Source organism: Priestia megaterium (assembly GCF_023824195.1).
GTDB lineage: Bacteria > Bacillota > Bacilli > Bacillales > Bacillaceae_H > Priestia > Priestia megaterium_D.
In genome coordinates, this window is sequence record NZ_CP085443.1 from 49,982 (window position 1) to 69,850 (window position 19,869).

General features: G+C 34.9%; 20 protein-coding genes, 8 tRNA genes, 1 rRNA gene, 2 other RNA genes and 1 pseudogene. 23 read left to right on the forward strand and 9 right to left on the reverse strand.

Annotated elements, in window-relative coordinates; genetic code table 11:
* Positions 1 to 89: 89 nt before the first annotated feature.
* From LIS78_RS27075 to LIS78_RS27085, 3 genes and pseudogenes are all read left to right on the forward strand, one after another.
* The gene (locus LIS78_RS27075; protein WP_209152025.1) at positions 90 to 797 is read left to right on the forward strand and encodes a DNA alkylation repair protein; all 708 of its coding nucleotides are present in this window, start codon (positions 90 to 92) and stop codon (positions 795 to 797) included.
* Positions 798 to 962: 165 nt separating this feature from the next.
* Positions 963 to 1,256 (forward strand): RNA polymerase alpha subunit C-terminal domain-containing protein, encoded by a 294-nt coding sequence (locus LIS78_RS27080; protein ID WP_209151902.1) that lies wholly within the window; start codon positions 963 to 965, stop codon positions 1,254 to 1,256.
* A gap of 25 nt (positions 1,257 to 1,281) precedes the next feature.
* Positions 1,282 to 1,429, forward strand: a pseudogene (locus LIS78_RS27085) (DUF8096 family protein).
* 10 nt (positions 1,430 to 1,439) lie between these two features.
* On the opposite strand, the gene LIS78_RS27090 reads toward LIS78_RS27085, so the two are convergent.
* Both LIS78_RS27090 and LIS78_RS27095 read right to left on the reverse strand, forming a co-directional pair.
* On the reverse strand, positions 1,440 to 1,853 hold the full coding sequence (locus tag LIS78_RS27090) for an endonuclease domain-containing protein (RefSeq protein WP_252285431.1): 414 nt from the start codon (positions 1,851 to 1,853) through the stop codon (positions 1,440 to 1,442).
* A gap of 70 nt (positions 1,854 to 1,923) precedes the next feature.
* Positions 1,924 to 2,151, reverse strand: coding sequence for a transcriptional regulator (locus tag LIS78_RS27095; protein WP_209151900.1), 228 nt, complete (start codon positions 2,149 to 2,151; stop codon positions 1,924 to 1,926).
* A 264-nt stretch (positions 2,152 to 2,415) separates the two neighbouring features.
* On the opposite strand from LIS78_RS27095, the gene LIS78_RS27100 reads away from it, so the two are divergent.
* Positions 2,416 to 2,937 carry a hypothetical protein gene (locus tag LIS78_RS27100; protein ID WP_209151898.1) on the forward strand — a complete coding sequence of 174 codons (522 nt, stop codon included), beginning with the start codon at positions 2,416 to 2,418 and terminating at the stop codon, positions 2,935 to 2,937.
* The gene (locus LIS78_RS27105) at positions 2,924 to 3,088 is read left to right on the forward strand and encodes a hypothetical protein (protein ID WP_209151896.1); all 165 of its coding nucleotides are present in this window, start codon (positions 2,924 to 2,926) and stop codon (positions 3,086 to 3,088) included. The genes LIS78_RS27100 and LIS78_RS27105 overlap by 14 nt, the downstream gene beginning before the upstream one ends.
* A gap of 284 nt (positions 3,089 to 3,372) precedes the next feature.
* Here the strand turns inward: LIS78_RS27105 and LIS78_RS27110 are convergent, their stop codons facing one another.
* Positions 3,373 to 3,999 carry a tetratricopeptide repeat protein gene (locus LIS78_RS27110; protein WP_209151894.1) on the reverse strand — a complete coding sequence of 209 codons (627 nt, stop codon included), beginning with the start codon at positions 3,997 to 3,999 and terminating at the stop codon, positions 3,373 to 3,375.
* Positions 4,000 to 4,036: 37 nt separating this feature from the next.
* Complete coding sequence (locus LIS78_RS27115; protein WP_209151892.1) at positions 4,037 to 4,813, reverse strand: ParB N-terminal domain-containing protein; 777 nt, start codon at positions 4,811 to 4,813, stop codon at positions 4,037 to 4,039.
* 149 nt (positions 4,814 to 4,962) lie between these two features.
* Between LIS78_RS27115 and LIS78_RS27120 the strand changes: the two genes are divergently transcribed.
* A tRNA-Tyr gene (locus LIS78_RS27120) sits at positions 4,963 to 5,045 on the forward strand.
* 66 nt (positions 5,046 to 5,111) lie between these two features.
* Here LIS78_RS27120 and LIS78_RS27125 read toward each other — a convergent pair.
* Positions 5,112 to 6,410: a replication protein gene (locus LIS78_RS27125; RefSeq protein WP_252285432.1), complete on the reverse strand. Its 1,299-nt coding sequence runs from the start codon at positions 6,408 to 6,410 to the stop codon at positions 5,112 to 5,114.
* Between the two features lie 474 nt (positions 6,411 to 6,884).
* Positions 6,885 to 7,460, reverse strand: a complete 576-nt coding sequence (locus LIS78_RS27130; RefSeq protein ID WP_209151888.1) for a MerR family transcriptional regulator — start codon at positions 7,458 to 7,460, stop codon at positions 6,885 to 6,887.
* Between the two features lie 3,012 nt (positions 7,461 to 10,472).
* Between LIS78_RS27130 and LIS78_RS31620 the strand changes: the two genes are divergently transcribed.
* The 3 genes from LIS78_RS31620 to LIS78_RS27140 all read left to right on the forward strand — a co-directional run bounded on the left by LIS78_RS31620 (position 10,473) and on the right by LIS78_RS27140 (position 11,398).
* Complete coding sequence (locus LIS78_RS31620; RefSeq protein ID WP_350495081.1) at positions 10,473 to 10,649, forward strand: L,D-transpeptidase family protein; 177 nt, start codon at positions 10,473 to 10,475, stop codon at positions 10,647 to 10,649.
* 148 nt (positions 10,650 to 10,797) lie between these two features.
* Positions 10,798 to 11,010 carry a hypothetical protein gene (locus LIS78_RS27135; protein WP_209151886.1) on the forward strand — a complete coding sequence of 71 codons (213 nt, stop codon included), beginning with the start codon at positions 10,798 to 10,800 and terminating at the stop codon, positions 11,008 to 11,010.
* 214 nt (positions 11,011 to 11,224) lie between these two features.
* The gene (locus tag LIS78_RS27140) at positions 11,225 to 11,398 is read left to right on the forward strand and encodes a hypothetical protein (RefSeq protein ID WP_252285433.1); all 174 of its coding nucleotides are present in this window, start codon (positions 11,225 to 11,227) and stop codon (positions 11,396 to 11,398) included.
* Between the two features lie 23 nt (positions 11,399 to 11,421).
* Here LIS78_RS27140 and LIS78_RS27145 read toward each other — a convergent pair whose 3' ends face one another.
* The 3 genes from LIS78_RS27145 to LIS78_RS27155 form a co-directional block, all read right to left on the reverse strand.
* The gene (locus tag LIS78_RS27145; RefSeq protein WP_209151884.1) at positions 11,422 to 12,066 is read right to left on the reverse strand and encodes a hypothetical protein; all 645 of its coding nucleotides are present in this window, start codon (positions 12,064 to 12,066) and stop codon (positions 11,422 to 11,424) included.
* An 833-nt stretch (positions 12,067 to 12,899) separates the two neighbouring features.
* Positions 12,900 to 13,274 (reverse strand): hypothetical protein, encoded by a 375-nt coding sequence (locus LIS78_RS27150; protein WP_209151882.1) that lies wholly within the window; start codon positions 13,272 to 13,274, stop codon positions 12,900 to 12,902.
* A 17-nt stretch (positions 13,275 to 13,291) separates the two neighbouring features.
* A complete protein-coding gene (locus tag LIS78_RS27155; protein ID WP_209151880.1) occupies positions 13,292 to 14,473 on the reverse strand; it encodes an Alp7A family actin-like protein in 1,182 nt (393 codons plus the stop codon).
* A gap of 364 nt (positions 14,474 to 14,837) precedes the next feature.
* Between LIS78_RS27155 and mntA the strand changes: the two genes are divergently transcribed.
* From mntA to LIS78_RS27225, 14 genes are all read left to right on the forward strand, one after another.
* Positions 14,838 to 15,245, forward strand: a complete 408-nt coding sequence (mntA, locus tag LIS78_RS27160; protein WP_252285434.1) for a type VII toxin-antitoxin system MntA family adenylyltransferase antitoxin — start codon at positions 14,838 to 14,840, stop codon at positions 15,243 to 15,245.
* On the forward strand, positions 15,235 to 15,639 hold the full coding sequence (gene hepT, locus LIS78_RS27165; RefSeq protein WP_209151876.1) for a type VII toxin-antitoxin system HepT family RNase toxin: 405 nt from the start codon (positions 15,235 to 15,237) through the stop codon (positions 15,637 to 15,639). The genes mntA and hepT overlap by 11 nt, the downstream gene beginning before the upstream one ends.
* A 359-nt stretch (positions 15,640 to 15,998) precedes the next feature.
* The gene (locus LIS78_RS31530; protein ID WP_280640330.1) at positions 15,999 to 16,181 is read left to right on the forward strand and encodes an aspartyl-phosphate phosphatase Spo0E family protein; all 183 of its coding nucleotides are present in this window, start codon (positions 15,999 to 16,001) and stop codon (positions 16,179 to 16,181) included.
* A 909-nt stretch (positions 16,182 to 17,090) separates the two neighbouring features.
* Positions 17,091 to 17,279, forward strand: a non-coding RNA gene (ssrS, locus tag LIS78_RS27175) — 6S RNA.
* A 13-nt stretch (positions 17,280 to 17,292) separates the two neighbouring features.
* An RNA gene (gene ffs / locus LIS78_RS27180) (signal recognition particle sRNA large type) lies at positions 17,293 to 17,557 on the forward strand.
* 52 nt (positions 17,558 to 17,609) lie between these two features.
* Positions 17,610 to 17,725: ribosomal RNA gene (gene rrf, locus LIS78_RS27185) — 5S ribosomal RNA — on the forward strand.
* 124 nt (positions 17,726 to 17,849) lie between these two features.
* Complete coding sequence (locus tag LIS78_RS27190) at positions 17,850 to 18,701, forward strand: tyrosine-type recombinase/integrase (protein WP_252285435.1); 852 nt, start codon at positions 17,850 to 17,852, stop codon at positions 18,699 to 18,701.
* Between the two features lie 260 nt (positions 18,702 to 18,961).
* Positions 18,962 to 19,035: transfer RNA gene (locus LIS78_RS27195), tRNA-Cys, on the forward strand.
* A 23-nt stretch (positions 19,036 to 19,058) separates the two neighbouring features.
* A tRNA-Ile gene (locus tag LIS78_RS27200) sits at positions 19,059 to 19,135 on the forward strand.
* Positions 19,136 to 19,150: 15 nt separating this feature from the next.
* A tRNA-Ser gene (locus tag LIS78_RS27205) sits at positions 19,151 to 19,243 on the forward strand.
* Positions 19,244 to 19,261: 18 nt separating this feature from the next.
* A tRNA-Met gene (locus LIS78_RS27210) sits at positions 19,262 to 19,338 on the forward strand.
* 10 nt (positions 19,339 to 19,348) lie between these two features.
* A tRNA-Leu gene (locus LIS78_RS27215) sits at positions 19,349 to 19,433 on the forward strand.
* Positions 19,434 to 19,442: 9 nt separating this feature from the next.
* Positions 19,443 to 19,519, forward strand: a tRNA-Arg gene (locus LIS78_RS27220).
* A gap of 114 nt (positions 19,520 to 19,633) precedes the next feature.
* Positions 19,634 to 19,724 (forward strand) — tRNA-Ser (locus LIS78_RS27225).
* Positions 19,725 to 19,869: the final 145 nt, after the last annotated feature.

The following is a 19,869-nucleotide window of genomic DNA, read 5'->3' on the forward strand; positions in this document are numbered from 1 at the left end:
TGGCTTAGAAATCATAGGATAAATTGGAAGCTAAATTTTAAAAAAAGGTGGTCCAGTTTATGAACCGAAAAGAAGGAGAGGACAAAATGATGGATTTTGAAATTTTTATGAAAGAACTTGAAGCACTCGGTACGGAACGAATTAAAAAGACTTACATAAAAAATGGTGCACAAGATCCACTTTTTGGAGTGGCAACAGGCAAAATGAAGCCTATTGCAAAGAAAATCAAGAAAAACCAGCATTTAGCCGAGCAGTTTTATGCCTCTGGTAATTATGATGCTATGTATTTTGCTGGTATCATTGCAGACCCAACAAGGATGACTGAGGAGGATTTTGAGCGTTGGATCGATAAAGCGTATTTTTACATGCTTTCCGATTATGTAGTTGCAGTGACTTTGGCAGAAACTGATTTTGCACAAATTGTTGCTGATAAATGGATCGCAAGCGATAAAGAACTTAAAATGTCAGCAGGCTGGAGCTGTTATTGCTGGCTTTTGGGTAATCGCCCGGACCATGAATTTAGCGCAAGTAAGATTTCTACTATGCTTGACCAAGTGGAAAATACGATTCATGCTTCTCCAGATCGAACGAAATCAGCTATGAATAATTTTATCTATACAGTGGGAATCTCATATTTGCCACTTCATGATAAGGCGATTGAAATCGCAAAGGCAGTAGGTCCAGTGGAAGTTAGGAAGGACAAGAAAAAAAGTAGTATCCTTCTTGCTTCTGAAACTATTCAAAAGGAGATAGATAGAGGCCGGCTTGGTTTCAAACGTAAATACGTAAGGTGTTAGCATAATTTGTAGTGTAACTATACTACATGAAACAAGACAATAAAGCATCTAGTGATAAATAGCTTACTGTACGCATAATATTTTTGTTTCTTAATAAACCATCCATTGAAGAATTTTTAGGAGGTAGAAAGCTAAAAAAGCTCTTGAGAAAAGGAGAGATTAACAATGACAACTCCAAAGAAATATCTAAGAATTTGTAACAAAGGACACAACTATTATAAAAGTAGTGACTGTCCGACCTGCCCCATTTGTGAGCAGGAACGCAAACCTGACAATGGATTTCTTTCAATACTATCAGCACCAGCAAGACGGGCATTGGAAAACAACGGGATAGCTTCTTTGCAGCAGTTATCAAAATTTAGTGAAAAAGAGATACTAAAATTTCATGGTATGGGACCAGCTTCTTTACCTAAACTTAGAAAAGCTTTGCAGGTCAATGGGCTAGCATTTAGAAATTAAACATTAAGAATAGTGAAAGTAAGAAATCGATCTTGATAAAGTGTATGACTACACTTTATATTCAGATAAGTGGCAGATGTTATCACTACAACTCAGCTTACTTCAAAAGTTCGGTAAAAGGTGGCGTTTTCTTGCGCGAATGCAGGGATTGTGGCATGAAGAAGAGTATATAAGAATAGATGATTATATATGAAAAAGAGAAGGATTTTTAGCCTTCTCTTTTTTTAAATTCAACCTTGTTTTTACTCTTTTAAGAACTTCAGGCATACGTTTTAAAATGCTGCTTCCACTGACCCTCATCACTTTATATCCTTGTTTCCTCAAATAAGCATCTTTCTTCCGATCATGTGCCTTTTGCGCTGGTGAAGAATGATAAGCTTTTCCGTCACATTCAATCGCAAGCCTACCTATGACAAAGTCAATTCGACAAGGACCATACTTTACTGGCGTGCGTACTGAATAGTCATTTATCACTAAGGGGTTATATAAGCGTCTTTCAATGGGTAGAGCATCCTTCGATTTCTCATTCATTTCATGAAAAATAAAGTCCAGTAGCCAACTCCTAGCAGTAAAAAAAAGGATATATTCCATTACCATCTACTAATCACCTACTGCGGTAATTTTTCTTCTTTATTTTATGAGAGTAGACAAGCAAGGGTTAATTATATTAAATAAAGTCTTCGACTTTCACATCTTTTTTTAACTTTTTCAAACCTTTATTAATACATATTACAGTTGAGTGTTTAGGCTTGAATTTAGAATCGTGACAGAGTCTGTAAATTGTTCCTTTGCTCATTCCTGATGCATTTATTAATTTTGATTGATTAATATCATTTTGTGAATCAATCCAATAACCGAATTTAGTTCTTTTTTGCCCTAGTTTATTAAATAACATGGTCATTCACTCCTTACTCGTTAGTAAGGATTCTTGCCTAAACTCCCCTTTTTTATACTGTATACAAAAAAAGGGGATATTGTCCAAGCTACTAAGCATATACTTCATTGAGACGTCACAACAAGACGTCAGGATAAACCACCAGGAATGGAGCGAATGAGATGACAAAAGAATTAGCAATCTCGTTACTAAGTCGAAAAGACGTCTATTTAACGCTAGAAGGCAAACAGATGTTAGAGGTCATCTTGAAAGAGAAAAACGCGTATGAAGAGAAATAAGAAGTCGAAAAATCAAGTTGACACCTATCGACCAACCGTGCGGTACCATTCTTTGTATCGTACATATGTAGATAGTCTGTTTCAAGCTACAGAATTAGACCGAAATCAAATTATGAGGTGTGCGCTTTTTACTGCAGCGCACAATCCTGTTTTCTTAGCGTTAATGAATCAGTATAAAATGAGTGACGTCCCTCTCCCCTCCTCTCCGTGGCAGCCTTCTTCCCACCCATTATGGATGGAACAAGAGCCCAACATCGAAGAGAAAGGAGGAGGAGAACATGATGACCTTGAGCGAAAAGGAACGTCTACAAACACTTCTACGTTACTTAGAACATCAACAGATGGCCAATCAATGTCAGGAGCAACTATTCAATCCAAACAGCAGCCTTCTACCAGTGAAAAGGCAGCAGGGCCTGCAAGACGTCAGCAACCGATTGAGAGACGAACAAGGACGTTTCCTACCTTACAATTATCAAATAATGGAGGAATCAAACTTGATTTCAGGTAAAGAAGTAGCCTTACAAAGAAAACTAAAAATAGAACCGATTGAAGGTTCTTATAATAGCTATACGGTGAATGAAAAGGAAAAGAGGGATTGGAGTGGGAATGTCTATTTAGCCTGTGTGGCAGCGATATTAGCGATCGCCTTTTTTACCTGACGTCTTTTTAGAATAGTGTCGATATTTTGGTCATAAACATATAGCATGAATACAGTTAAGACCGCCTTATACACTGATACATAATGGGCGGTCTTTGTTGTAGATATTCTTCCAAATTGAACTTCACACAGGAAAACCTTTTTGCTTTAGATCAAAGAAAAAAGGTTTTCTATTTAAGAACTATTGGATAACAAAAATATCAGCTAATTATGAGGTGGTATATGTTTTTTCTGTTGTTAATGTAGTCAGTACAGTCTTGGCTGAAGGTAAGCTATTATGTTCAGCTATTTAATCACTCCATGAATTAAATATTTACCCCATTCCCTCATCGCAATGGTTTCTCCAGCTTCAGCTGCTTTCTGTAACCACTTTTCACCTTCCATCACATTCTGTTTCAACTCATGTTTTCCAGTTAATAATCGATAGCCTAATATTCTCATAGCTATTGGTTCATATACATCAGCTGCTTTCCTAAGCCAATACTCGCCTTCTTCTACATTCTTTTCTATATCCAATCCTTCAAGTAATCTGTATCCTAATACTCTCATAGCCATTGGATACTCCAACTCCGCAGATCTTCGAATCCACTTTTCACCTTCAGCCTGATTTTTATCCAGGTCTTCCCCGACGAGCAAACGGTAACCCAACTCCATCATGGCCCATCGATCTCCAGTATCCGCAGATTTTCTGAGCCATTTTTCGCCTTCCTCAGCATCTTGTTTCACTAGCTTGCCGGTTAATAATTGAAACGCTAACTCATTCATCGCTCCATTATCTCCAGCTAGGGCAGCTTGCCTTAACCATTTGATTCCCTCTTCTACATGGATGTTACTTTTTTCTTTCTTTTCATTGAAATCGATAACATCAGCCATGTGTTCACTCGTTGGGTTTTCTTTTTCATTTTGAGTCAAGACGTTCTCCCCCTAAACGCTTCTACTTTCACTTCACTTACTTCTCGTATTCATAAGTAACCGGAACTTTGTCCATTTTGACAGTTTTGGCCACGACATAACGACGATAGCCGTCTTTTAAAATCTTGGACCCTTTTTCAATTGTCAAAGGCTCATCTAAGCGTCCTGTGCGTTTCACAAAATCAATGACCTTTTGTGTTTTTTCAGGGTTTGGACGTGTCCTTGAGAACTCTTCAGGTACGATAATGTCATCAAAGCTTAAAACATCCTGTGTCCCTTTTGGCTGATTTGGCATCTGTTTCTTTTGTGGCTCCGCCTTTTTCGCTTGAACAGGCGTTTCCTTCACTTCTGACTGTACTGTTTCAGCTTTCTTCTCTTCTTTTGCTACAGGTTGAGAAGTAGTTACCGGTTTTTCTTCCTGTTTGGTAGCAGCAACTTCTTGTTGCGCTGCAGAAGCCTCTTGTTTGGCCTCTTTTTTATCGTTTGATTCATTGCCTTCTTTGTCTTTCTTATTCGGGAGAACGGTAATCTGGAAGCAGATTACGCCTACTTCACCAGGGCATTCATCAATCGGAATGTCTAATGTTGGTTCTCCTTGAATTAAGATTTTTTCATGCATAATACTTTTTTTCGTGAGACCTGTTTTGTTAAAAGCCTTCTTTGCAACAAATACCGTATACGAAATAAACGTACTCTTCTTCAACCCTTTAGGCGCAGATGGTGACCCTTTTTCACGCATATCAAAGGCAACATAGCGATCGTATTCTCGTAGTGGTCCTGTGGCTGATCCGGTTAACGTAATTTTATGTGGCATAATGTTCTCCTCCTGCGTAGATATAAATTTATTTATTATTCAGAACAGTGTTCTAAATAAATATATCCTAATAATAATTTAGCTTCTAAGGGATTTCTTCACTTCTTACATTTTCTCCTGTCGTACATATAAACAGAGACTATGTGCATACTTGTAGCTCAATGGCAGAGCAGCCAGTCGTATTACACTATACAACTGTGGCGTCTTGCAGGTTCAAATCCTGCCAAGTCCTCTCTTAAAACATTGAATACGTTAAAAATAGCGAAAATCCTTATGATACTTTAACTATTTTTAAAAATTAAGAAGCTGGTTCCTTTAATTTAGCATGTTGATACAATAATTCTTGTTCCTCAGATGTTAATGCTTGTCCTAATTCTTGTTTCAGTTTCGCCATTTCTAACGAACTGTACGTTGAGCAGTGTTCCTGCAGCAAATTCTCTTCTTCTGGGGTTAGATCTTGTCCTAGATCTTGCTTCAGCTGAACCATTTCAAGCTTTTGTTCCAACGTAACTTCTGTTTCTTGTACACTCTCTTTTTGATCTCCTTCAGCTTTTAACCAATCAGGAATCATTTCCTTACGGATAATATGTTTGGGCTTAACCAATGTTGTTTGACTTTCGTTATGTATAACTTCGTGTTGGTGTGCGTATACTGATGAATAATTCTGCCCTTTAGGTTCTACGAATTCGTAGAATTGGTTTTTCGCAATTTGATAGATTAATCGACACATATCCCCTAGGGATAAAGGATTCCCTTGTTGATTGGCTTCATGTACATATTTATCTAACCCAACAATGGCTGAATAAGCCACTTCGTGTACTTGCTCTTTCTCAATCGTAATCTCTGTATCTCTTTTTACAGCTTTTGCTGCATTTTGAATACGAGCATAGAAGGCTTGTATTTGATGTCCATACTTACCTGCATATACTTGATTGACTTTCTTAGGAACACCTTTGATATAGGTGAAGGCCTGTGAAACAGACATTAAATGATTATTTACATGATTTACAGGTAAATCAAGGTTAATAAAGGCATCAGGTGATTTATCGGCCTCTAAGCTTGTTATATCAACGTTTTCAGCACTTTCTGGATGCGTCACAGGACGTGTCACAGGAGTGGTCATTTCTTCTTGTTGAAGCGCTTGTATACCTGTTGTATCATGGGCAAAAAAGATTTCGTCGCAAATGTGATGAAAGTTCTTATGGCTTTTAAGGATAAATACATAACTGTCAGGATGAGTGCCTGTTGCATCCTCTTTAATGTATCGTGCCACAAGTATAAAGGGTGTCGCTTTTAGCGAGCGTACAAAACGAGAAACCGTACTTTTGGAAACATCGAATTTCTTCATAAGCGTTTCAGAACGGATCGCTTGAATGCCCGTAGCCACTAGGTTATAGATGACGTGATCGAGCATTTCCATTCTTTTTTTAGGAAATTCTTTATGTATAGCTGATTGTTGTTGTTTAAAGTGGGTACGAAGAATGTCTAAAAACTCTTCTTTCTTTTTACGAAGCGTGGACTTGTTGGTCCATAACCATTTGAAACGCCCATTGAAAGTATCTACATCTTTTAAATAGCAAGTTAATATCTTTGTCATTTGTTCATTATCCCCTTTAAGGAACAAAAAAAGACACTGTTTCCCTGGAAAAAGGAAAACAATGTCGTGATTTTGATGAACTAAGCCCTTGAAATAGATAGCTATTTCATATAAAATAAAACCATAAGTTTTATTCTATAGAAAAACTGAATCTATTAACAAGAGACTTCGACAAGTGTTTTCCCTACCGTGTTTAGGGCGAACGGTTTAAGAGTGCTACCAACACTTCTTAAACAGTTGAAGTCTTTTTTCTATTCCGGTCATTTTTGTTAGTTTTATTATAGCGTTAATTAATCGCATAATTCAATAAAAATTAGTAATATATCTCAAAAGATTTAATTTTACATCTTTTACGAGATGAAAATTCTATCTGTATTTAAATAAATTTATTGTTTAAGGGAGTAAGAAAAACACTCCCTGACAATTGCTACAAATAATAAAACAGCTTCTAATTAGTAATTAGAAGCTGTTTTATTATTTAGTGAACATTCTTTTCCATATGCTTTTTCCTTGTTCTTTTTGAATTTCGGTCATAGCTGAATGAATAGAATCTAACTTTTTAAGTAATTGATCATTGACTTCTTTTAAACGCTGATTATCTTGTTCAAGTTTATTCATCTGCTCTTTTATCTCTATAACATCTTTTTTTTCTGCCAAATTTTCAGATGGAAGCATTAATTGTTCCTTCTTTTCCATTTTTTTATCCATTTCTTCTATTTTTTTTGCAAGTAATAAAAATGCTTCTTTAAAGGAGTTTTCGTTTACATCTTCTTCATCTACATCCTTATCAATCACTTTTGTTTGTTCCTCGCTCATTAAATTTGCTTTAATTAGTTCTTCACGAATCATTTCATTTGGTGCGTGTTTTCCAAATTTGTCCTTTAGTTCAATGATCTTCTCGATTTTTTTATCTTCGTCAGTGAATATGTATCTTATTCTTCCAATTCTCTTATGCCGTACTAATCCGACTTCGCACCAGTCGCGTAATTGATGATTTTCTATATTAAATTTTCTAGCAACTTCTGAAATAACCATTGTTTCTTCGCTCAAAATTATACCTCCTTTAAAGACAATTTAATCTAACTGAGTTAGAAATTCCTTATACATAGTAAATTTTATGACTCAATTAGGTCTAACTTAATTGACCCTGTGTTAATTAAACATCACTTATTTAAGACTTGTCTCTCCTATTTTATCAGGTTTTATATTTAACTGAATTAATTTTATTATATCCTACTTAATTCAATTAAGTCTGAGCTGAATCCTGTTTAAAAACTATAAACTAATGAAGTTATAGTGTCTTTTTTTTAGATATTATAATAAGTTTAATTAAAATGCAATTGAGTTCACCTAAATACATCTTAATTTGGTTATTTCGTAGTCTAAATCCATATAGTTTAACCTATTCATTAACAAGTTGAACTTATTTACTGCAGTATACAGAGTAGATTTTAAGTTATTTGTTAAGGTGATCTTAAGTTTAACTTGGTGTCTTCTCCTAATGTGTAGAAAATAATTTAATTTAAAAAAAAGATTCAATATAAAGATCGAGATTTAAACTCTATAATTTGTTTTTTATTAGATTTTTAGAAAAAAGAAATTCTCTAGTGGAATTTGAACAGGCCTATAGAGTTATAACCTTAAGCCATTAGAATCTAAGTTCGAGACCTTAGATGTGTATTTGCTCAATAGTGATAACTTATTCAGACTCAATTGAGTCTGAATAAGTTTCTTTTATTTAAATAGAGATTGGTTTAATAGAAAGGTTTTCAAATGATTTATTAAGTCTAGTATACACCTAATTAGGTGTATACTAGTTCAAGTTAATTGATTATCAATTAACTTGAAAATAATATAATTTTTATCCAGTACATTAACTCACTATATTACAATTGAGTTTAATTTCTTTTTTACTGAATTTAATTAAATTAAATTAAATCTGAATTAGTTGCGACCAACTTAAACTAAAAAAAGTAAAGTGAAGATTAGTTTCTTGCATAAGAAGAAAGTTGATCGAATTGTTTTTAAATTGAGAGGTACTTGTCTTTGATTTTTATTAAGAAAACTACAAAAATGAAACAGTAAACTTAAACGAATCGACAAGTGATTTTGATACAAGTTCAACAGAGGGAATAGACGCTCATGCATTATTTACCAAGCTCTATTCTTACCGACAAAAAACGAATAGTGAAGGAGGAAAAAGAATCAAAAACAAACAAGAATATGCTCTTTTGGTCAATGAGTTAGAAAAAGATTTTGTTAAAAGAAAATGAAAAACTATGGACAAGAAATTCCGGTAGAAGCCAAACGTAAACGTCAAACGTAATAAGAAATAAAAGAGTTACAACGTGATATGAAGTACCAAGTTGAGGAGGAAAAGGCTGATAGGGAATCAAAAATCGCGATGAAAGCATTCAGCTCTATGAAGATGAGCAAAAAAGCTTACAAGAAAAACTCCAAAAATTGAACGAAAAGCAACAAGATTTAGCCATGAAGTGAAAAAACACATGTTAACAGTAGGTTCACATCATTAGTTTTTTATGTTCACAGTAGGTTCACATGGCAGGGATTAGGTCAACAGTAGGTTCACATTCAACAGGTTTTCTTGTACCCACGGTTTTGCTAGGCACTGCCTAGCCCCACACCTATGGTGGGGGCAAAAACCCCTTATGCTCTTCTCTCTTTTGTAGTGGGGAACCACAATTTACAGAAAAGGAACAAATGTCATGGATATGTTTTTACAAGACATCAATCTGATTTCTGTTGAAAAAATAGATGGAATCGCCAAAGGAAAGCACATTTTTTTTTGAGAATTTTTAAAAGTCAGCTTAAAAGGAGGGAGGTGCTGAGAAAGAAAAAGGATTATGACAAAGGGAGAAAAGGGAAATCACAAAATAGATTCACGAAATTTTTTGCACGGAATAGTGGAGCACATTTTTTGGGAAACTGAGTACAACACAAGAAACTGAACGTAAAAAAAGCAAAAGTTTGAAGGCGAAGTGAAGGATGAAAAGTCTACTTTTTTTATATTTGGAAGGTAGGAGGAAAAAATAGCAATCCATCAATTGGAAGCTGTTTCTATGATTCCTCTTTTTAATGAGTGATTAAGATAGTTTATATAGCACAAACGGGATGCAAACGATTATACATCCCGTCATATGAAGAAGGAAAAAGTAGCTTTTAATGCAGCATATGATCTTTAAGGAACACCTCATTTACGTAATTCCATTGCCTAATGAAACAGTAACTTGAAAAAGTATATTCTCTTTAACAAACACCTCATTTAAGCATTGAACTAAAAAATATACAATGTGAACGAAATCGTTCTTGGTCTGGGACAAACACCTCATTTGTATGGTTATAAACGAATATTATTGTCTACCCATTATATATATTCTTACTACGTTCATGACTACCATCTCCTCATGAATCAAACATACATCGATTTACAATAAGGTTTTCTGAAATATGTCTGCTGTAGACACCTCATCCCAAATGTAAGAAGCTTTGTAATCATTAGTTGTAATCAATAACTTGTTTTCCTTCTTCCTTATATAGAATGTCCCAATAACTTATTTATAATTCAGTAAAGCTAACAGGGATTCTTTTCACTACATGTATCCTTCATTTACAAGGTAGGTTAAACAATGAAGTCGTATTATGAACGGCTACAATTAAATAAAGAAGTAGAAGCGATTGCCAAACAAAGAATTGAAATTCATAAAAGTTAATGGAATTATCTGAGTAGTTAGAACGAGATTTTGATAATAAAGATCTTCACAATAGAATTATTTAATTAAAGGGAGAAAGCCAAAAACTCAGGTGAAATAGGGAAGTTTTATAGGACAACTTTTAAGCACCCTTTCAGGATGCTTTTTTAATTAAATTAAGTTTCGTGAATGTATAATTTCACCATGTATACGTGTGTGAATTTGAGTGAATTAATGTTTTCCTACGTCGCCTAGATAATTCTTAACCATAGACTATTTGTAGATTTTTAATTGATTAAGATTCTAAAAAATGACGAATATATGAATTTATAGGAAGGACAATGAAAGCAGTATTGGAAAATGTGTGAGCCAAGATTGTGTGAGAATGCATAATGCGGATATTGAAAGGCTTTATGATAAAGTCCAAGTGTGTACACTAGTTGCTATTACGTATTCCTATGAAAATTTTGTAGGGTTGACCAGTGTATATGGATATGAGTTTAAAGGATATCATTTAAATGAGAATTAATAAAAAGCAGCATTCTCATGCATAAATATCATGGGAATTGATGCTTTTTTCTGTAGATATAGGCATACACCTATACATTTTCTTTTACAACTCACCCCTTAAACCCTTATTATGGTAATGAATTCAAAATAAGGTGGGAGATGCTTTTATGAGAGCAAAGATTGAGAAAGCGAACCATGTAGTCATGTTTAAATCGAATGGTGAATTTTATGCGCATGAAGTAACTCAAGATGTTAAAGTGGGTTTCTATGCCTGTCCTTCTTGTGGAGTAAAAGTGTATCATAAACAAAATCATTTCTTTTCCCATGAACATGAGCGCACATGTATTTATGTACAAGAGCAATTTAAGAAAAAATTCTAAACGTTTACATTGAAACCTGATTTATTAAATTATTATAGGTTAATTTATACATTTGTAGTATAATATGAAAGTTGTGCTTATGAACGTATAAAAGGAGAGTCAGCATGAAGGGACTAAGTACGTTGAGAAAGATAGATGCAGTGGGCGTATAGTCATTCCCATTGAACTAAGAAAGGTACTGAATATAGATAAAGATGATTCAGTAGAAATTTTATTGGAAGATGATCATATAGAAATAAAAAAATACAAAGAATATGACAAATGTGTGATTACAGGTGAGATAATGCCTCAAAATCGAAGATATGTAAATAACATAGTCCTAAGTCCATTAGGCGCAGAAATTTTATTTAACGAAATAAAAGGCAAGCAAAAAACCTTTGAATTATAAATTCAAAGGTTTTTTAGGTCGAGCTATCTCTTATGGTGTATACTCTCTAGCCAATTTTGTACAGAAGACCCTAAGCTAGTTGCTCCTACTTTTAATTCATCCATAATATAAGAAATTAAATTGTGTAGACTGTACTCTTCTTTATAAGGATTATTTTTATTGATGAATTTTAACACCTCTTTTAATTCTTTTATTCTTCCCTGGTCCAATTCTTCTTCTAAATGGCGAGTCATGTATTCATCAACAAAATCAGAATTCCTGATGCTCGCTTCAATTAAGAAAGATGCTGCTAATGCGGGGGAACAATCTAAAGCATAAGCTAAACGTTTCAGAACATCGTACGTTTCCCCATGTCCATCTTTTAAACGAGTAGAAACACGTTCTTTTTCTATGTTTTTATATAAGTGTCTAATTGGCTCTTTGGACATATCGCCCATATACACAGTGCTGCCAAAACTAAATCCTCTTCTAAAATAATTTGATAAATAGTCCATCACTTTTGAAGAAGCAAGGCCTGATATACAAATTGACTCAACTACACTTTTTACAGGTGTATTCGTAATGTAAGACAATCGATAAATACATTCTTTAAGATCAATTGGAAGTGACGGTTTTACATCTCGTTTTTTGTCACTTCGAATTTTTCTTTTCTTCTCTTCTACTCTCACATAATCACTCCTAAAATCTAAAATTATCTCTAGGACAATGACTTTTTGTACATACCTAAAACATGTATATGGCAGGGGAGGGAGGAGCATGTATATTTTTTTGAGATATTGGAAAAAACTTATAATACTAGATCATGAGAGGAGTCTTTTGTATGAAAGTGACGAAAGAAGAAGCACAAGAAATCGCAAAAAAAATAAAAGAAAACTCCAATAAGTACGGATTGCCAGTGAAAAAAAAGAAAAATGATAGCGCAACTTAAAACAGGATATATAAGAAAAATTCTTCAATTTAATAAAAAATAGAAGACTTATATTTTTCTACTATAGTACGCAATAACGTTTATTACACAGCGTAATGGAGATACAATAAATGTAGGGTAAATCTTATAAAAAGAAATGACAATAAATGACCTCTTTGATATTACAAACGCCATAACTTCAAATTAGATGTGGTGATAGGAAGAAGCTAAAAAAGGGACTTCCTGATAAAATTAATTTATCAGGAAGTCCCCTTTTTTTAGCTATGATTTCCATTTTTGTTATTAGTATACCATGACTGTACCGACTCCTTCTATTTAACACTTTAGGAGGAATTGATTATTAATATGGTATTTGTCACACCTAATGATTAATGTTCTTGAGACACAGAAGTATGGAGAGATATTTAGAATTAATAAAAGTACTTGGCCTAATTGCTATTGTCAATAAATAAAATTCTCGTTACCATTGTTCTTTTTTAGCTCGAGCACGCCCTTTGTACATATGGGAATACATTAGAAATCAATAAACGACGGAAAGCAAAAAAGCTACTAGTATGCCTAGTAGCTTTTTAATTAAAAATCGCTATATTCCTCTAAATCATCATCATCTAGCGAGCCAGATACCTGTTCTAAATCTGCAATCTTACCTTCTTTGAAGGCTGGACTTTCTGAAAGCTTTTCTTCTACATCCTCTTGTTTGCCCACAAATCCGTTGGACTGGGCTAATTGCTTTATCTCCCGTAGTTGGGAATTGATATGCTCGAGAATTTCTTCTGTTCTGTGTCCTAATTCTACCTGGTCGGTAGATGAACGATGAAGGTCACGAACAATTAAAGATGAAATATAGTCCCCTAATTTTCGAGACTTCGCATATTTTGCAAGTATATCATAGACTTCATCACTCAACTGGTTGGTTTTAATCGTAAAGGCGTTTTGACGCTCTGACATGGTTATCACCTACGCTGTTAGGATTTAACGGCTTTCTTCTCAGCTTGTTTCTTTTGAAGGTAACCGATGCTTCGGATTTCTAAGCCAAATAAGTTCAAGTGACGGCTATCTTCTGGTACTTTATGATATCGCTCCGTACGTTCTTCGCCAATCTTTTCACTCATGCTAGTCATAATAGCTACTTCTAGTGTCGGAGCAACACCACCACTATATACGTATTTACGAATTTTATTTGCCGGTGGTGGGGCCACATCATTTAACTTCGCTAGTAAAATTTCCACATAGTCTTTCAAAGAAGATGTAATTTGAGCTGTTAAATCAATAGCTGCGCCTGTGTTTTCATTTTTCAACTCGAATTTTTGTTTACTGTAGTTATCTAAAATAAACTGATCAAAAGCACGCAAATCCGTAAACAACTCTGGGAATTTCTCTTTGCGTAACTTATCAATATGAGCTAAATAGGGGATGCCTTCAATACTTTGGAATGATTCACGGCTGTTCGCAGCTTTTAATCCTTCTGGTAAAATCACGACATCGATTGATCCTCCACCGATATCTACCATTACGGTTTCACATTCCACATATTCATTGGCATCTTCACGGTCTTGAAGTGTTAGGTCTTTCTTCAACGCAAAGCGAGCAATTTCACCTTCTTTTAGGCAAGCACTTTCTTCCACAACTACCTTTAATTCTTTTTCAAACCCTGGAGTATGAATACGGAAAGTATGGTCACCTAGGAAGCGATTGGCCATGGCTTTTTGCGCTTCCCCAAAGGTACTTTCTTTCTTTAGTAACCAGATTGGTAACATCGTAGAGAAATAGTCAATTGCAATATTATTATCTTTTTGATCTTTTGCATGTAATGCATGATAGTATGCAATGGCAGCTAAAAATGTCACATAAGGAATGTGGCTTGTAATTTTGTTATGTAAACGATTGATGTGATTGTTTGCAAGTTGTTGGCTTGCTGCGATATCTCCTACTAAGAAATAACGTTCTTTCTCTTCGTCACCGATTGTCGTAGATAGTAAGATACGCTTCTTAAATTCTTCTGGTGCTGTCACAGCATCTGTAAAGAATGAATCAGCAGCTTCTTTTTGGAGTTCTACAACGTTGGTTGGAAAGTCAAATAGGTACCCATCCATAATATTCATATCGACGGAGTTTCCACAGTCTTTATTAAAACGTGAAATTTTCATCTCTATACACCTCATTTTTTAAGTTGAACTTTTGTTGAACTTATTATACAAGAAAAAAGACAACTTTTCAATCCTTTAGTTCAACTTATTTATCATCAAAAACTTACATAAATCAACAATGAATTTCATCTAGTTGAACTTATTTTAGGTTCGGAAAACAGTGTCAAGAAAGTGGTTTTTTGAGAATAAGAAGGTCATAATTAGATTATAATGAGAGAGAATGCATAAGAAAAATAAGACCCTTAATATAAAACAAATAGATAGTTTCTATAGGTTAAAAAGGAAAATGAAAGAACGCACAGAACCTATTCTTATCTAGAAAAATAAAATTTGCTACAATAGAGCTAACCGAGGGAGTGATTTTATGGATCGTCAGATAGCTCAGTCCATTACTGAATTTTTACATACTCATATACAACCTTCCTTTATCATTGTGTTTGGATCTTTTGCAAAAGGAACTATCCATCAAGAAAGTGATATTGATATTGCTTTTTATGTGAAGGATAAAAAATTAGATAAATATGAGATCTTCATGCTTGCGCAAGAGTTAGCTGGCTTGTTAAAGAGAGAAGTCGATTTAGTTAACATTGCGGAAGCTTCGACCGTTTTTCAGGCTCAAATTTATACGACTGGCACTGTTATTTATTCAGATGATGACACACTGCGTATGAATGAACAAATGAAGGCATTAAAGATGTATGCGAAATTAAATGAGGAACGAAAAGATGTGCTACGAAAAGTAGAAGAGAGTGGGAGTATTTATGAGAAATGATGTCATTTTAAATAAAATAAGTGTGATTGAAAGGTGTAATAAACGTATTTTGGATGTATACCAACAAAATCCACAAAACTTGCTGGATTATACCAAACAGGATTCCATCATCTTAAACATACAACGTGCGTGTGAAGCGTGTATCGATTTAGCGATGCACATTGTAGCTGAAGAACGATTAGGTCTTCCTCAAACGAGTAGAGAAGCTTTTGATATGTTGGAGTCACAATCTATCATTACAAGTGAGATTGCGTATAGAATGAAAGCCATGGTAGGGTTTCGAAACATTGCTGTTCACGATTATCAAGCGATCAATCAAGATATTCTGCAGCAAATCTTAGATAAGCATCTGAATGATTTTACTACGTATACCAAGCAGATTCTTGATTATTAATTAAGAGGATTATTTTATTTAAAAAGGACAAACAAGTCATAACGTTTGTCCTTTTTGGTGTTTTGCAGATATTTATTCAATTTTTAACTTTAAAATTGAATATCTCTATGTTAAATACAAGAAAAGTCCTCATAACTCGAGGACTTTTCTTGACTATGAAATAAGAAATGGAATTTTTATTCGCATCTACAAGACGTATTGTAACACGTATTAGGTATAAAAAATGAACTATTCAAACCCTAAAAAAGGTATTCTGAGCTTTTAATTGGGTTTTATAGGAAAAATATTGTTATAAAGTAAAAAATATAGTTATTGTTAAATAAAAACGTAACAATTTAGAGAAATAGATGATTAGGTAATTGCAAATATATAGATACAACAATACTTTAATAAAAGCTTTACTTGTAGATATAGAGGCAGGAAGAGAACTTATGATTCAAGTTGGTTTAGAGGAAGGATTCACCAGTAAGAATACCATTGTAATCAGGCAATTCATTGATCAATTGCTAAACCAATTAGAAGAGGTCTCTGCGACTGATTAGTTCTTATTTTTTATGGGAAAAGTAAAAGAAACCTCGATATTAGCGATCGAGGTTTCTTTTTGTAAGGGTTTATTCATACGTATCCGAGTATGAAATACAACTATATCATAACATATTTTTCAATATAAATACTACTTTTGGTGTGATCTAACATATGAATAAAAGGTACGCTTTTTATTCATCGATTTTTTGGTCGTCCTAATGAAAACCCTGGTGTATCAAGGATATATATAAAGCTGCATACAGTAGAATTTGACCCTACCTTAAACCTTTACTCTCGTAAGGGTTCTTTTTGGGGTGGTGTTCCTAAAAGAGTGATTACGGTAAATAAAACAGAATATCATCTTTAATTTGAAAAAAGAAAGAGCTACTGGCATTGGGACTTCACCTCATTATTAATCCCTGTCTCAAAAACGGGGTGAAGTTCCCTCAACAGTAGGTTTTTCTGTTAAGCAATTAAGCTGTATAAGATGATGTCCCGTTGAATCTTGAGTAGTTTTCTTAAGTTGTAAAAATCTAACCGTAACGAACTTCACTTCTAAGTGGATGACTCAATATAATGGAACACGACTCCTTATAACTTCCATCTTTCAAAGAAATCCCTCTTAACAACAGTAAATCACGCAAATAAAAAAATTGTATGAGGGTTAGTAGCCAATGTTTTTTTATTGTTGAGTCCTTTTATCGTATATATTTTGCTTACTGTTCCCTTTTTATGAATACTGATAAAATCTGTTAAAGAGACCGTTACTATCATATAGCCTATCAGAGTGTGTGATAGAAAAAACCTTTATCCTTCTCTTTCTTTTGTCGTTACTTATTTCAAGTAAAGAATATTTTTTCGCTTATGTTGACTTCTGCGAAATTTTATTGTAGGATAATCTATATCATCAATAAACACATTGAATACTTATCCTACGATGTACGTTATGCCCTATTTGTTTTGAACCGTACTGTTTATTTGGGATTCCTACATTTGTTGACTGATGCCATGCCTGTCTTTGACACAGGATCGCTGGAACGTTAATATGCAGAAACCCACCTGCGAGATCGCGGGTTCACAAAACAGATTGGGAGGACGACATAGGTGGGAATCCCTTAACTATACATACCGTGCTAGACGGGGAGATGGCGGTGCCCTGTAACCTGCAATCCGCCTTAGCAGGGTTTAATTCCTAACAGAGGTATGAGTCGGGTAAGGTCTGACTTGGATAAGTGGTGTTGACAACTAGGTCCTGCACAATAGAAACCTATGAACATGGTCAGGTCCGGAAGGAAGCAGCCATAAGTAGATTCTTCTGTGTGTTGCAGAACAACCCGGTCGAGCTAACTGTACAAGTAAAGCTTATTCGATCATGTCAATGACGGGTGCACGGTGTTTTTACTTAGCAATTGTTATTTAGTGTTGAGAAAACTATCTTTAATATGTCTGGTGGCGATAGCAGAGAGGTCACACCCGTTCTCATACCGAACACGGAAGTTAAGTTCTCTAGCGCCAATGGTAGTGGGGACTTTGTCCTTGTGAGAGTAGGACGTTGTCAGGCGGAAAAACAGCACATCATTCAATGATATGCTTTTTTTTTATATATTAATTTCGTTTAAATTGATTTCTACGAAATTAAATGTTATGTTTTACGTAATTCATTAGTCCGTGTAGGAGGATTTAGAGTGAAAAAAAATAGCCTAGAAGTTGTTCCGTTGATTGATGACTTTAGCCAATGGTTAGTAGAATCAGGCAAATCTGATAATACGATTAAAACTTATCGAGCAGTGCTAAACCAATTTCATGAATGGCTTCTAAGTGAAGGTAGAAGTTTAGATCGATTAACAAGAAATAATGTCCAAACTTATATGGTTAACCTTGAATCTAATAATAAAAGTGCATCGACTATAGAAAAAGTTTTTGTAACAATTAGCGTTTTTGCACGCTTTCTTGAAAAACCAGAAATTGTTCAAAATATTGAACGTAAACGAAAAGAGAAAAATAACGAGGTTGTACCAGAGTCATTAGAAGCAAGTGAGCTTGACCGTCTTTTATCTGAAGTAAAGCAACAGGGAAACCTTCGTGATATTGCTATTGTATATACTTTATTACATACAGGGGTTCGAGTATCAGAGATTTGTGCTTTGAATCATAAAGACGTAGAGATTAACAAATCTGACGTTTTTTTAATTATCCGTAATGCTAAAGGGTCTAAAAAGCGATTTGTTCCTCTTTCTACAGAAGCAAGGAATAGTTTAAAGAAATATATTGATTCACTTGATTCTAATCATGAAGCTTTATTTGTCTCTAATTTTGATAAAAGAATGTCTACACGTACGGTTCAGTACATGTTAAAAAAATATAATGTAAATCCTCATAAATTACGCCATACTTTCTGTCATGAGTTAGTTAAGAAAGGGATAGATATTGCAACAGTTGCCGAATTAGCAGGCCATTCTGATGTGAATGTTACAAAACGATACCTAAAATCTTCTACAAGAGATTTAGAAAATGCGATTACTCAAACCTTTTTATAAAAAAAGCTCTGTAACAAGAATCATGATTCTTGTTACAGAGTTTTTTTCTTTATTTAGATGCATGTTCCTAATTAATAATTGCAAAATTAAGTATTAAAATAAAAAATTACATAGATGTTGACTTCTGCGAAATTATAAGGTAAAATAATTTTTGTTGGTAGCGAAACAGATATCAATTATTTAATTACTAGTCCATGTTTCATATGAAGGGGTAGCATACGGATAAACGCGACTGATTGTAAATCCTCCTCATACTTATTGGTGGCATGGCCAAGTGGTAAGGTCAAGGTCTGCAAAACCTTCATCACCGGTTCAAATCCGGTTGCCGTCTCCACATTTTAATAGAGAACTTAGAAAGGACCTTTAGCTCAGCTGGTTAGAGCAGATGGCTCATAACCGTCCGGTCGTAGGTTCGAGTCCTACAAGGTCCACCATTGAACCTGAAATATGGAGGAATACCCAAGTCTGGCTGAAGGGATCGGTCTTGAAAACCGACAGGGGTGTCAAAGCCCGCGGGGGTTCGAATCCCTCTTCCTCTTCCATTATATCTTTATTATTATCGCGGGGTGGAGCAGTCTGGTAGCTCGTCGGGCTCATAACCCGAAGGTCGCAGGTTCAAATCCTGTCCCCGCAACCATTTTTCACATGCGGATGTGGCGGAATTGGCAGACGCGCTAGACTTAGGATCTAGTGTCTTATGACGTGGGGGTTCAAGTCCCTTCATCCGCACCATTTTAGGAAGCGCTCGTAGCTCAATTGGATAGAGCGTTTGACTACGGATCAAAAGGCTAGGGGTTCGACTCCTCTCGGGCGCGCCATAAACGGGAAGTAGCTCAGTTTGGTAGAGCCCAAGTCTGATAAGCGTGAGGTCGGTGGTTCAAGTCCACTTAGACCTACCATTATTCCACAGTATCTCAGTCGGAGATCCATACAGAGAAGTACCCAAGTGGCTCAAGGGGCTCCCCTGCTAAGGGAGTAGATCGTTAACGCGATGCGAGGGTTCGAATCCCTTCTTCTCTGCCATTTTATAATTTTATCTGGTCCGTTGGCCAAGTGGTCAAGATATTGTCCTTTTAAAAAGGTAACACGGGTTCGAATCCCGGACGGGTCATTACAAAAAAGGCAGTTTGCTGATAAAGCAAGCTGCCTTTTTATTGGATAAGAGATA